This is a genomic window from Streptococcus oralis subsp. dentisani (genome assembly GCF_002860905.1).
Taxonomy (GTDB): Bacteria; Bacillota; Bacilli; order Lactobacillales; family Streptococcaceae; genus Streptococcus; species Streptococcus oralis_BA.
The window spans coordinates 282,747-296,278 of sequence record NZ_PKIG01000001.1 but is presented as its reverse complement, the minus strand read 5'-3'; the positions used below and the strand labels follow the sequence as shown (position 1 = coordinate 296,278).

At 42.8% G+C, this 13,532-nt stretch carries 14 protein-coding genes; 11 read left to right on the top strand and 3 right to left on the bottom strand.

The window, feature by feature from the left end; genetic code table 11:
• Positions 1-80 precede the first annotated feature (80 nt).
• The 9 genes from mvk to tig all read left to right on the top strand — a co-directional run bounded on the left by mvk (position 81) and on the right by tig (position 8,327).
• A complete protein-coding gene (gene mvk, locus CYK16_RS01465) occupies positions 81-959 on the top strand; it encodes a mevalonate kinase (RefSeq protein ID WP_060805231.1) in 879 nt (292 codons plus the stop codon).
• On the top strand, positions 941-1,894 hold the full coding sequence (mvaD, locus tag CYK16_RS01460) for a diphosphomevalonate decarboxylase (RefSeq protein ID WP_060805230.1): 954 nt from the start codon (positions 941-943) through the stop codon (positions 1,892-1,894). Before mvk ends, mvaD begins: the two co-directional genes overlap by 19 nt.
• Positions 1,881-2,888 (top strand): phosphomevalonate kinase, encoded by a 1,008-nt coding sequence (locus CYK16_RS01455; RefSeq protein WP_060805229.1) that lies wholly within the window; start codon positions 1,881-1,883, stop codon positions 2,886-2,888. The genes mvaD and CYK16_RS01455 overlap by 14 nt, the downstream gene beginning before the upstream one ends.
• The gene (gene fni, locus CYK16_RS01450; protein WP_060805228.1) at positions 2,872-3,882 is read left to right on the top strand and encodes a type 2 isopentenyl-diphosphate Delta-isomerase; all 1,011 of its coding nucleotides are present in this window, start codon (positions 2,872-2,874) and stop codon (positions 3,880-3,882) included. Before CYK16_RS01455 ends, fni begins: the two co-directional genes overlap by 17 nt.
• Positions 3,883-3,958: 76 nt before the next feature.
• Entirely contained in the window at positions 3,959-4,657 is a 699-nt protein-coding gene (gene liaF / locus CYK16_RS01445) for a cell wall-active antibiotics response protein LiaF (RefSeq protein WP_042751861.1), read from the top strand.
• Complete coding sequence (locus CYK16_RS01440) at positions 4,654-5,652, top strand: envelope stress sensor histidine kinase LiaS (protein WP_060805227.1); 999 nt, start codon at positions 4,654-4,656, stop codon at positions 5,650-5,652. The genes liaF and CYK16_RS01440 overlap by 4 nt, the downstream gene beginning before the upstream one ends.
• A 9-nt stretch (positions 5,653-5,661) precedes the next feature.
• Entirely contained in the window at positions 5,662-6,294 is a 633-nt protein-coding gene (locus CYK16_RS01435) for a response regulator transcription factor (RefSeq protein ID WP_060805226.1), read from the top strand.
• On the top strand, positions 6,295-6,960 hold the full coding sequence (locus tag CYK16_RS01430) for a DNA alkylation repair protein (RefSeq protein ID WP_060805225.1): 666 nt from the start codon (positions 6,295-6,297) through the stop codon (positions 6,958-6,960).
• A gap of 83 nt (positions 6,961-7,043) precedes the next feature.
• Positions 7,044-8,327, top strand: coding sequence for a trigger factor (tig, locus tag CYK16_RS01425; RefSeq protein WP_060805224.1), 1,284 nt, complete (start codon positions 7,044-7,046; stop codon positions 8,325-8,327).
• A 47-nt stretch (positions 8,328-8,374) separates the two neighbouring features.
• On the opposite strand, the gene recD2 is transcribed toward tig, so the two are convergent.
• The 3 genes from recD2 to rnhC form a co-directional block, all read right to left on the bottom strand.
• Positions 8,375-10,741: an SF1B family DNA helicase RecD2 gene (gene recD2 / locus CYK16_RS01420; RefSeq protein WP_101776522.1), complete on the bottom strand. Its 2,367-nt coding sequence runs from the start codon at positions 10,739-10,741 to the stop codon at positions 8,375-8,377.
• Positions 10,742-10,984: 243 nt separating this feature from the next.
• Entirely contained in the window at positions 10,985-11,599 is a 615-nt protein-coding gene (lepB, locus tag CYK16_RS01415; protein ID WP_001083986.1) for a signal peptidase I, read from the bottom strand.
• Positions 11,600-11,602: 3 nt separating this feature from the next.
• Complete coding sequence (gene rnhC / locus CYK16_RS01410) at positions 11,603-12,484, bottom strand: ribonuclease HIII (protein ID WP_060805222.1); 882 nt, start codon at positions 12,482-12,484, stop codon at positions 11,603-11,605.
• Between the two features lie 86 nt (positions 12,485-12,570).
• Here rnhC and zapA point away from each other — a divergent pair, with 86 nt between their 5' ends.
• Complete coding sequence (gene zapA, locus CYK16_RS01405) at positions 12,571-12,873, top strand: cell division protein ZapA (RefSeq protein WP_000002019.1); 303 nt, start codon at positions 12,571-12,573, stop codon at positions 12,871-12,873.
• Entirely contained in the window at positions 12,870-13,418 is a 549-nt protein-coding gene (locus CYK16_RS01400; RefSeq protein ID WP_101776521.1) for a CvpA family protein, read from the top strand. Before zapA ends, CYK16_RS01400 begins: the two co-directional genes overlap by 4 nt.
• Positions 13,419-13,532: the final 114 nt, after the last annotated feature.

The window sequence follows — 13,532 nt, the reverse complement described above, 5'->3', positions numbered from 1 at the left end:
AAATATAATAAAATAGATAGGAGAGAAGTAATACTTGTATGAAAAAATGGGACGGCTTTTTCGTCTAGCAAAAGGAAAAAATGACAAAAAAAATTGGTGTCGGTCAGGCACATAGTAAGATTATTTTAATAGGGGAGCATGCGGTTGTTTACGGTTATCCTGCCATTTCCCTGCCTCTTTTGGAGGTGGAGGTGACTTGTAAGGTAGTTCCTGCAGCGAGTCCTTGGCGTCTCTATGAGGAGGATACCTTGTCCATGGCGGTTTATGCTTCGCTTGAGTATTTGGATATCAAAGAAGCCTGCATTCGCTGTGAGATTGACTCGGCTATCCCTGAAAAACGGGGAATGGGTTCGTCAGCTGCTATTAGCATAGCAGCCATTCGTGCGGTATTTGACTATTATCAGGCAGAACTGCCTCATGATGTACTAGAAATCTTGGTCAATCGGGCGGAGATGATTGCACATATGAATCCAAGTGGTTTGGATGCCAAGACCTGTCTCAGTGACCAACCTATTCGCTTTATTAAGAATGTAGGATTTACAGAGCTTGAGATGAATTTATCCGCCTATTTGGTGATTGCTGATACAGGCGTTTATGGTCACACTCGTGAAGCTATTCAAGTGGTTCAAAACAAGGGCAAGGATGCCCTACCGTTTTTACATGCCTTGGGAGAATTGACCCAGCAGGCAGAAGAAGCAATTACAAGAAAAGATGCTGAAAGACTTGGGAAAATCCTCAGTCAAGCGCATTTGCATTTAAAAGAAATTGGTGTCAGTAGCCCTGAGGCAGACCATCTGGTTGAAACAGCTCTTAACCATGGTGCTCTGGGTGCTAAGATGAGCGGTGGTGGGCTTGGAGGCTGTATCATAGCCTTGGCAGACAATTTGACACAAGCACAAGAACTAGCAGAAAGATTAGAAGAGAAAGGAGCTGTTCAGACATGGATAGAGAGCATGTAACAGTACGTTCCTACGCAAATATTGCTATTATCAAATATTGGGGAAAGAAAAAAGAAAAAGAGATGGTACCTGCTACTAGCAGTATTTCTCTGACTTTGGAAAATATGTACACAGAGACGACCTTATCGTCTTTACCGACGGATGCGACTTCTGATGCCTTTTATATCAATGGTCAGCTACAAAATGAGGCGGAGCATGCTAAGGTGAGTAAGATTATTGACCGTTATCGTCCAGAAGGTGAAGGCTTTGTCCGTATCGATACCCAAAACAATATGCCTACCGCGGCGGGCCTATCCTCAAGTTCTAGCGGTTTGTCCGCCTTAGTCAAGGCTTGTAATGCTTATTTCAAGCTTGGTTTGAATCGGAGTCAGTTGGCGCAGGAGGCTAAGTTTGCCTCAGGCTCTTCTTCTCGGAGTTTTTATGGACCACTCGGTGCCTGGGATAAGGATAGTGGGGAAATTTACCCTGTAGAGACAGACTTGAAACTAGCTATGATTATGTTGGTGCTAGAGGATAAGAAAAAACCAATCTCTAGCCGTGACGGGATGAAACTTTGTGTGGAAACATCGACGACCTTTGATGACTGGGTACGTCAGTCTGAGAAAGACTATCAGGATATGCTGGTTTATCTCAAGGAAAATGACTTTGCCAAGGTTGGGGAGTTAACTGAGAAAAATGCCCTGGCTATGCACGCTACGACCAAAACAGCATCACCAGCCTTTTCTTATCTGACGGATGCGTCTTATGAAGCCATGGACTTTGTTCGCCAGCTACGTGAGCAAGGAGAGGCTTGTTACTTTACTATGGATGCTGGTCCCAATGTCAAGGTCCTCTGTCAGGAGAAAGACTTGGAGCATTTATCAGAAATCTTCGGTCAACGTTATCGCTTGATTGTGTCAAAAACAAAGGATTTGAGCCAAGATGATTGCTGTTAAAACTTGCGGGAAACTCTATTGGGCAGGTGAATATGCTATTCTAGAACCAGGGCAGTTAGCCTTGATAAAGGCCATTCCTATCTATATGAAGGGCGAGATTGCTTTTTCTGATAGTTACCGTATTTACTCAGATATGTTTGATTTCGCAGTGGATTTGACGCCAAATCCTGCCTACAGCTTGATTCAAGAAACGATTGCTTTAGTGGAAGATTTCCTGATTTATCGAGGTCAAACTTTAAAACCTTTTTCTCTAGAAATTCGTGGAAAAATGGAACGAGAAGGGAAAAAGTTTGGTCTTGGTTCTAGCGGTAGCGTCGTTGTCTTGGTTGTCAAGGCTTTACTGGCTCTGTATAATCTTTCAGTGGATCAGGAGCTCTTGTTCAAGCTGGCTAGCGCGGTCTTGCTCAAGCGCGGAGACAATGGTTCTATGGGGGACCTTGCCTGTATTGTGGCAGAGGATTTGGTTCTCTACCAGTCATTTGACCGCCAGAAGGTGGCTGCTTGGTTGGAAGAAGAAAATTTGGCGACTGTTCTGGAGCGTGATTGGGGCTTTTCTATCTCACAAGTGAAGCCAGCCCTAGAATGTGATTTCCTAGTGGGATGGACCAAGGAAGTGGCTGTATCTAGTGATATGGTTAAACAAATCAAGCAAAATATCAATCAGAATTTTTTAAGTTCCTCAAAAGAAACGGTGGCTGCTTTAGTAGAAGCCTTGGAGCAGGGGAAATCAGAAAAAATGATCGAGCAAGTAGAAGTAGCCAGCCAGCTTTTAGAAGGCTTGAGCACAGATATTTACACGCCTTCGCTTAGACAGTTGAAGACAGCTAGTCAAGATTTGCAGGCTGTTGCCAAGAGTAGTGGCGCTGGTGGTGGTGATTGTGGGATTGCCTTAAGTTTTGATGAGCAATCAACTGAAACCCTAAAAAACCGTTGGGCCGATCTGGGGATTGAGCTCTTATACCAAGAAAGGATAGGACATGACGACAAATCGTAAGGATGAGCACATCCGCTATGCCCTTGAGCAGAAAAGTTCCTATAATAGCTTTGATGAGGTGGAGTTGATTCATTCTTCCTTGCCTCTTTACGACCTGGATGAAGTCGATCTGTCGACAGAATTTGCTGGTCGAAAGTGGGACTTTCCTTTCTATATCAATGCCATGACGGGTGGAAGCGATAAGGGAAGAGAAATCAATCAAAAGCTGGCTCAAGTGGCGGAAGCCTGTGGTATTTTATTTGTAACGGGTTCTTATAGCGCAGCCCTCAAGGATCCTATAGATGACTCTTTTTCTGTCAAATCTAGCCATCCAAATCTCCTTCTTGGAACCAATATTGGATTGGACAAGCCTGTCGAGTTAGGACTTCAGACTGTAGAAGAGATGAATCCTGTTCTCTTGCAGGTGCATGTCAATGTCATGCAGGAATTACTGATGCCTGAGGGAGAAAGAATGTTCAGAAGCTGGCAATCGCATCTGGCAGACTATAGCAAGCAAATTCCTGTTCCGATTGTCCTCAAGGAAGTGGGCTTTGGAATGGATGTGAAGACCATTGAGAGAGCCTATGAATTGGGCGTTCGAACCTTTGACCTGTCAGGTCGTGGTGGTACCAGCTTTGCTTATATCGAAAACCGTCGCAGTGGCCAGCGTGATTATCTCAATCAATGGGGCCAGTCCACTATGCAAGCCCTTCTCAATGCCCAAGACTGGAAAGATAAGGTTGAACTCTTGATCAGTGGAGGGGTTCGGAATCCGCTGGATATGATTAAGTGCTTGGTCTTTGGTGCCAAAGCTGTGGGATTGTCACGAACAGTTCTGGAATTGGTTGAAACCTATTCAGTTGAAGAAGTGATTGGCATTGTCCAAGGTTGGAAAGAAGATCTACGCTTAATTATGTGTGCTCTTAATTGTGCTACCATAGCAGATTTGCAAAGCGTAGATTACATTCTTTATGGAAAATTAAAAGAAGCAAATGATCAGATGAAAAAGGCGTAACCATCGCCTTTTTTCCATCTTCAGACCGAGGTGACTTTTTTGAATTGTGATAAAATAAAAGGGAGAGGATGAACCTATGAGAAAATTTAAAATCTTTTTATTTATCGAAGCCTGTCTGTTGACGGGAGCTCTGATGTTGATGGTTTCAGAGCATTTTTCGCGTTTTCTGCTGATTCTATTCCTCTTTTTACTTTTGATTCGCTATTACACTGGTAAAGAGGGCAATAACCTTCTTTTGGTAGTGGCAAGCATTCTCTTCTTTTTCATCGTCATGCTCAATCCCTTTGTGATTCTAGCTATTTTTGTTGCGGTTATCTATAGTCTTTTTCTTCTTTATCCGATGATGAACCAGGAAAAAGAGCAGACCAATTTAGTTTTTGAAGAGGTGGTGACGGTTAAGAAGGAGAAAAATCGTTGGTTTGGAAATCTCCATCATTTTTCAAGCTACCAGACTTGCCAGTTTGATGATATCAATCTCTTTCGTCTTATGGGCAAGGATACCATTCATCTGGAGAGGGTCATCCTAACCAATCATGACAATGTTATTATCCTCAGAAAGATGGTAGGAACGACCAAAATCATCGTACCTGTAGATGTGGAAGTCAGTCTCAGCGTTAACTGTCTCTATGGTGACTTGACTTTTTTCAACCAGCCCAAGCGAGCCCTCCGTAATGAACACTATCATCAAGAAACAAGAGACTATCTTAAGAGTAACAAGAGTGTCAAGATTTTCTTGACTACTATGATTGGGGATGTGGAGGTGGTCAGAGGATGAAAAAACAAGCTTATGTAATCATTGCAATTACCTCCTTCCTGTTTGTCTTATTTTTCTCCCACAGCTTATTGGAAATTCTTGATTTTGACTGGTCTATTTTCTTGCACGATGTCGAAAAAACAGAAAAATTTGTCTTTTTGTTGTTGGTATTCAGCATGTCCATGACCTGTCTCTTAGCCCTATTTTGGCGAGGTATTGAAGAGCTTTCTCTAAGAAAGATGCAGGCCAATCTCAAGCGTTTATTGGCAGGGCAAGAAGTGGTTCAGGTTGCTGATCCAGATTTAGATGCCAGTTTCAAGTCCTTGTCAGGTAAACTTAACCTTTTGACAGAAGCTCTTCAAAAGGCTGAAAATCACAGTCTTGCTCAGGAAGAGGAAATCATCGAGAAAGAACGGAAGCGGATTGCTCGGGATTTGCACGATACAGTCAGTCAGGAGTTGTTTGCAGCCCACATGATTTTATCGGGTATCAGTCAGCAGGCTTTGAAATTGGATAGAGAAAAGATGCAGACCCAGTTGCAGAGTGTCACAGCCATCCTTGAAACAGCCCAGAAGGACTTGCGGGTCTTGCTCCTGCACTTGCGACCAGTTGAACTGGAGCAAAAGAGTCTGGTTGAGGGAATCCAAATCCTCTTAAAAGAGCTTGAGGACAAGAGTGATCTCAAGGTTAGTTTCAAGCAAAATGTGACGAAATTGCCTAAGAAAATCGAGGAGCATATCTTCCGTATCCTGCAAGAGTTGATCAGCAATACCCTCCGCCATGCCCAGGCCTCTTGCCTAGATGTCTACCTCTATCAGACAGATGTTGAATTGCAGCTGAAGGTGGTGGACAATGGGATTGGTTTTCAGTTGGGGAGTTTAGATGACCTGAGTTATGGACTCCGCAATATCAAGGAGCGGGTTGAAGATATGGCAGGGACGGTTCAGTTATTAACAGCTCCCAAGCAAGGGCTGGCAGTTGATATCCGTATTCCCTTGTTAGATAAGGAATTATAAGGAGTAAAGATGAAAATTTTACTAGTAGATGACCACGAAATGGTTCGATTGGGCTTGAAAAGCTACTTTGACCTCCAAGATGATGTAGAAGTTGTGGGTGAGGCATCCAATGGGGCTCAAGGCATTGACTTGGCTTTGGAATTACGTCCAGATGTCATTGTCATGGATATTGTCATGCCTGAAATGAATGGAATTGAGGCGACCTTGGCCATCCTCAAAGAATGGCCTGAAGCCAAGATATTGATTGTGACCTCTTACTTGGACAATGAAAAAATCATGCCGGTTTTGAATGCTGGTGCCAAAGGCTATATGCTCAAGACTTCTAGTGCAGACGAATTACTCCATGCCGTCCGTAAGGTGGCTGCTGGAGAGTTGGCCATTGAGCAAGAGGTCAGCAAAAAAGTCGAATACCACCGCAATCACATAGAACTACATGAGGACCTGACTGCTCGTGAGCGAGATGTTCTCCAACTCATCGCCAAGGGCTACGAAAATCAGCGCATCGCAGACGAACTTTTTATCTCTCTCAAGACGGTCAAGACCCATGTGTCCAATATTCTTGCCAAACTTGAGGTCAGCGATCGTACCCAGGCTGCAGTCTATGCCTTTCAGCACCACTTGGTGGGGCATGAGGAGTTTTAGATGAGTCTAACAGATTTACTTGTTGAGCTAGAAGCAGCAAAAGATTCAAAAAAGGCAGGGCCCATGGAAGCCTATATGCGCCATCAATTTTTCTTCCTAGGTATTGCGGCTCCTGAAAGAAATGCACTCTATAAAAAATACTTTCCAAAAGCGAAAAAAACAAAGATTATCGACTGGAATTTTGTAGATACTTGCTGGAGAAAGGAGCCTAGAGAATACCAATATGTAGCTGCTAATTATTTGAAAGCAATGCAGTCTTATCTAACGGAGAACGATTTACCTAAGCTTGAGCGGTTAGTCGTCACAAAATCTTGGTGGGATACGGTAGATATCCTAGATCGAGTAGTAGGGAGTTTGGTGTATGAGAAGCAGGAACTGGAAAAAATAATCCTCCAATGGAGCCTGTCAGACAATATCTGGTTGAGACGCGTCGCTATTGACCACCAGTTGTTAAGAAAAGAGAAGACCAATGTTCAATTACTGGAAAAGATTCTGCTTCATAATTTGAATCAAACAGAATTCTTTATCAATAAAGCCATTGGCTGGGCTCTGAGAGACTACTCTAAAACGAATCCAGCTTGGGTAGCATGCTTCATTGAGAAAAACAAGGAAAGAATGACTGAACTTACTATCAAAGAAGCGAGCAAGTACCTCTCCCATCATTGAAAAGCGCGTTCATTACTTGAAAAAAGTCGCCCATTTATGTTATAATAGACTGTATTTAAAAAATTTTAAGGAGAAATGACAGAATGTCTGTATCATTTGAAAACAAAGAAACAAACCGTGGTGTCTTGACTTTCACTATCTCTCAAGACCAAATCAAACCAGAATTGGACCGTGTCTTCAACTCAGTGAAGAAATCTCTTAATGTTCCAGGTTTCCGTAAAGGTCACCTTCCACGCCCTATCTTCGACAAAAAATTTGGTGAAGAGTCACTTTACCAAGACGTTATGAACGCTCTTTTGCCAAATGCTTATGAAGCAGCTGTAAAAGAAGCTGGTCTTGAAGTGGTTGCTCAACCAAAAATTGACGTAACTTCAATGGAAAAAGGTCAAGACTGGGTTATCACTGCTGAGGTCGTTACAAAACCTGAAGTAAAATTGGGTGACTACAAAAACCTTGAAGTATCAGTTGATCTAGAAAAAGAAGTAACTGACGCTGACGTTGAAGAGCGTATCGAACGCGAACGCAATAACTTGGCTGAATTGGTTATCAAGGAAGCTGCTGCTGAAAACGGCGACACTGTTGTCATCGACTTCGTTGGTTCTATTGATGGTGTTGAATTTGATGGCGGAAAAGGTGAAAACTTCTCACTTGGACTTGGTTCAGGTCAATTCATCCCTGGTTTCGAAGACCAATTAGTAGGTCACTCAGCTGGTGAAACTGTTGATGTAGTTGTAACATTCCCAGAAGACTACCAAGCAGAAGACCTTGCAGGAAAAGAAGCTAAATTCGTGACAACTATCCACGAAGTAAAAGCTAAAGAAGTTCCAGCTCTTGACGATGAGCTTGCAAAAGACATCGATGAAGAAGTTGAAACACTTGCTGAATTGAAAGAAAAATATCGCAAGGAATTGGCTGCTGCTAAAGAAGAAGCTTACAAAGATGCAGTAGAAGGTGCAGCAATTGATAAAGCTGTAGAAAACGCTGAAATCGTAGAACTTCCAGAAGAAATGATTCACGAAGAAGTTCACCGCTCAGTAAACGAATTCCTTGGAAACTTGCAACGTCAAGGTATCAACCCTGACATGTACTTCCAAATCACTGGAACTACTCAAGAAGACCTTCACAATCAATACCAAGCAGAAGCTGAGTCACGTACTAAGACTAACCTTGTTATCGAAGCAGTTGCCAAAGCTGAAGGATTTGATGCTTCAGAAGAAGAAATCCAAAAAGAAGTTGAGCAATTGGCAACAGACTACAACATGGAAGTTGCTCAAGTACAAAGCTTGCTTTCAGCTGATATGTTGAAACACGATATCACAATCAAAAAAGCTGTTGAATTGATTACAAGCACAGCAACAGTTAAATAATCTTAATAGACAAAAAACCCACCTGCCTAGGTGGGTTTTCTTATGCACTATTTTCCAAAAATCTCTCTGAGGTCTGCGTCTGTAATCCCAATCATAGCTGGAATACTGGTCCAGTTTTCTTCGGTTAGGATGTAGGATTGTTCAGAGTTACTTGATGTGACTGTTTCAGAGACAGCTGGTTGCTTTTCTTCAACATTCTCCAATAAATCACTGAAGCGTTCAATCAGATAGGTTTTTCGGGCAGTTCCAATGTGTTGGGTAGCATAATCAAAGGCCTGCAATTCACCTAGTAAGATAAGCTTGCTTTTGGCGCGTGTAATGGCTGTATAGATGAGATTGCGCTCCAGCATACGCCTACTAGCACTAGTGATAGGTAGGATGACAACAGGGAACTCACTTCCCTGTGATTTATGGATACTCATGGCATAGGCTAAGCGAATCTTGTACCATTCGTTACGTGGGTAAGAGACCTCATTGCCATCAAAATCAATGATAATCTCGTCTTGTTTCGATTCGGTATATTTACCAGGAATCAGGTCTGTGATAGCTCCTAAATCTCCATTAAAGACATTGATTTCAGCATCGTTGACCAAGTGAATGACCTTATCTCCCTTACGATAGTGGCACTGGGGAGCTTCAAAACTGAGTTGGTCTTTTTGTGGTGGATTCAGGAGGTCTTGCATGAGCTGGTTGATGGCATCAATCCCTGCCGTCCCTCGGTACATGGGAGCCAGAACTTGGATATCACGGGCAGGAATACCACTTCTGAGGGCAGCACCTAAGATTTTTTCAATAGTAGCAGGAATATGGCCACTAGCAATTTCAAAGTAGGAACGGTCTGCTCTTTTCTGGGTGAAATCAGCTGGCAAGATGCCCTGTCGAATTTGACTAGCTAGGGTGACGATGGTTGATTCTTCGCTTTGCCTGTAAATTTTTTCCAAGCGAGTCTGAGGAATCAAGGGAATATGAAGCAGATCCGCTAGAACCTGTCCAGGACTGACAGACGGTAGCTGATCGCTATCCCCCACGATGAGAATTTTACTGTTAGAAGAGATATTGGAGAAGAGTTGATTGGCCAGCCAAGTATCCACCATGGAAAATTCATCTACGATGATAAAGTCGGCATCCAGATAATCTTCAAGATGGCTGGTATCATCGTCACCTGTCATTCCTAAATGACGGTGTATGGTCGCGCTAGGCAAACCTGTCAATTCATTCATGCGGCGAGCTGCTCGTCCAGTTGGAGCAGCAAGAAGAATCGGCAGATTGCTTTTTTTCTTGAGGTCAAGTCCTTCTAAAAGGGCGTAAACAGCGATGATACCATTGATAACCGTTGTCTTACCAGTACCAGGTCCACCTGTCAGAATAAAGACCTTGTTCTGGATAGCATCACAGATAGCTTGTTTTTGAATACTATCATACTCAATTCCCAGCTCTTCCTCGACAGTAGTGATATGTTTTTGAATGGTTTCTAAATCCTGGCTCTTCTGTTTTCCTTTTTCAAGGATACGAACCAAGTGACTGCGGATGCCTTCCTCAGCGAAAAAGAGGCTGTTGTCAAAAATCTTGGTATCAATCTGCTGAACCTTGTCTTCTTCAATCAAGTAGGAGAGTTCTTGGGCTACTTGGCTGGGGTCCAGTTCCACGGGGCGAGAAGATTCAAGGAGAGTAAGGGTTTGTTCTAGCAAATCCCGTGCTTCAACATAGGTATCCCCTGTTTCCATACAGGCCTGAAAAAGACTGTGAACTAGACCGGCACGAAAGCGTTTAGGAGCCTGACTTTCGATGCCTAGTTCCTCCGCTAATTGGTCAGCAATGGTAAAGCCCAAGCCCTTGATATCCTCAACCAGCTGGTAGGGATAATTTTCAACCACATCAAGGGTTTCTTCCTTGTAAAAGTCTTGAATTTGAAAGGCTAGTTTATTGGGAATGCCGTAGTTGGCTAGTTTGGCCAAAACCATCTCCGTTCCGTAGTTGAGACGAAGTGTGGAGACGAATGCCTCGCGATTTTTGGCAGAGAGTCCTGCGATACCTTCTAGCTTTTCCGGGTGTTGTAAAATTTCGTCAATGGTATTGTCGCCATAGGTATCCACGATTTTCTGAGCTGTTTTGAGACCAATTCCCTTGAAATGGCTACTTGAAAAGTACTTGACCAAGCCCTTGATAGTTGGTTTTGAGCGTTCATACCGGCTGATTTGCAGTTGTTCTCCATACTTGGAGTGCTGGACAATTTGTCCCCAAAAAGTATAGTCTTCTCCCTCAATCACGTCAGCCATGGTACCGGTGACAATAATTTCAAAATCATCAAAATCTTCTGCGTCCGTATCTTCGATTTCTAGGAGGAGGATGCGATAAAAATTGCTGGGATTTTCAAAAATAATCCGTTCAATGGTTCCTGAAAAATAAACTTCCATAAGATTCCTTTGCATAAATAGGTGAGAGTTAATACTCTTCGAAAATCTCTTCAAACCACGTCAGCTTCCATCTGCAACCTCAAAACACTGTTTTGAGCAGCCTGCGGCTAGCTTCCTAGTTTGCTCTTTGATTTTCATTGAGTATAACTTTGTTTCTATCTTAATCAAACTGGGTAGTGAATAATCATCTTCTCACGATAGAAGAAGAGGCTGAGATTGCTGATTCTCGGCCTCTTAGGTCTCTTAAAATGTTCCGATACGGGTGATTGGCCAGAAGCGGAATTTAGCTTCCCCTGTGATATCTTTTGCCTTGAAAGTACCTACATGGCGGCTGTCGCTCGAAACCAAGCGGTCATCTCCGAGGAGAAGGTATTCTCCTTCTGGAACAGTAAAGCTAAAGTTGGTGTTGTAGTTGACATCAACTGTGAAGGCTTGAGCTTTTTGAGCGATGCTTCTAAAGAAAGTTCCTTTATTTCCCTCAAATCCCTTGCCTGAGTAGGTGCTTTGGAGTTTGTCGTCCTTGAAGCGTTTGATGTAGTCAGCTAGGTAAGGTTCGTCTGTCTCTTTATCATTGATGTAAAGTTTATCGTTTTCGTAACGGATAGTGTCGCCAGGCATTCCAATCACGCGCTTGACGATGTCCTTATTGCCATCTTCCTCATGAGCAACCACGATATCAAAACGGTCAATAGGGAGGTGTTTAACAACAAAGAGGATTTCGCCATCCGCTAGGGTAGGATCCATGGAATGTCCTTCTACGCGGACATTACTCCAAAAAAAGATACGGCTTAAAGCTAGTAATGACAGAATCAGGAGGAACAATCCCCACTCTTTTAGGAAATTTTTAAATGAATTCATAATTTACCTTTCTAAGCGTTTTTTCGCTTTTTCAGTATTTTTAAAGTGCAGTTTGGCACAGAAGTTGAGTCCCTGCATACCATAGGCTTGCAAAATCTGGCTTGCCACCTTATCAGAAGCCGTTCCAGCTCCACTTGGAAGTTGATAGCCCAATTCTCGTCCCAGATTTTCAAGATTTTCCAGAAAGAGATCACGCGCAATGATGGAAGAAACTGCGACAGCCAAGTATTTGCCCTCAGCCTTTTCTTCTAAGCTGATAGGATTACTGAAACGATTGACCTCTTGTGCCAAGTACTTGTCATAATTTTTAGCACTGGTAAAGGCATCAATCACAATTTTCTCAGGTTGAATACCTTTTTGAAGAAGGAGATAGATAGCCTGATTATGGAGGGCAACCTTAACCGAAACAGCGTTGTAGCGGTCTCCGATGACCTCGTTGTACTTGCTTGGTGAGAGAAGCAGTGCCTGGTGTTGGATTTTTTCCTTGAGAATAGGAGCAATCTGACGAATCTTTTGGTCGGTCAGAGTCTTAGAATCCCCCACACCGAGTTTTCGTAAAAAGTCATGCTGGTCAGGTGTGACAAAGGAAGCCACAACTGCAAGCCCACCAAAGTAGGAACCATTTCCCACCTCATCTGTTCCAATTAAAGGAAGATTTTGTCCGCTGGTTTGCTCTACAACTTGATAGCCAAAGAAACTGGCGTATTTCTCAGCTCTTTCACCCTGAAGCAAGATCTTTCCAGAAGTATAGATAGAAACCGTTGCTTGAGGTAGTCTCAAAAAGTAGCGGATATAGGGATTCTTGCTGGTAGCCAGACTAGTTTCATAGTGTTCAAGAAAAGCCTGAATCTCCTTTTCGCTTGGTGTGAGTGTTATACTTGCCATAGTTTCTATTGTACCATAAAAGCAGGCAAATTTGTAAAAACTGACAAAATTAGCGAATTTTGGTATAATATCGTGAGGTGAATTTTATGGCAAATCTAAATCGATTCAAATTTACATTCGGGAAAAAATCATTAACCTTGACAAGCGAGCATGATAATCTCTTTATGGAGGAAATCGCTAAGGTTGCGACAGAAAAATACCAAGCAATTAAAGAACAAATGCCTAGCGCAGATGATGAAACAATCGCTCTTTTGTTGGCAGTCAACTGTTTATCAACTCAGCTCAGCCGTGAGATTGAATTTGACGATAAGGAACAAGAGCTAGAAGAACTCCGTCACAAGCTTGTGACTTGCAAGCAAGAACAGAGCAAGATTGAGGATTCCTTATGATTTCACTCTTTCTTCTATTGGTCTTGGCTTGGGGATTTTATATCGGCTATCGGAGAGGCCTGCTCTTACAGGTTTATTACCTGATTTCAGCCATGGCATCGGCTTTTATGGCTGGTCAGTTTTACAAGGGGCTGGGAGAACAATTCCATTTATTGCTCCCTTATGCAAATCCGCAGGAAGGTCAGGGAACTTTCTTTTTTCCATCGGATCAACTCTTTCAGTTGGATAAGGTCTTTTACGCAGGGATCGGCTATTTGCTTGTATTTGGGATTGTCTATAGCATCGGTCGTTTGCTTGGTCTCCTCTTACACTTACTTCCTAGTAAAAAACTGGGGGGCAAGTTGTTCCGAGTTTCAGCAGGTATCTTGTCCATGTTGGTGACCTTATTTGTCTTGCAAATGGCCTTGACAATCTTGGCGACCATTCCCATGGCGGCTATACAAAATCCTCTTGAAAAGAGTATCGTCGCAAAACACATCATCCAGAGCATACCAGTAACAACCAGTTGGCTCAAACAAATCTGGGTGACAAATTTAATCGGATAAAAAGGGCAGGAATTTTCCTAGCCCTTTGTTTACAGATTTGATTGAATGTAAAAAGTTACTACACCTAATACTCAATGAAAATCAAAGAGCAAACTAGGAAGCTAGCCGCAGGCT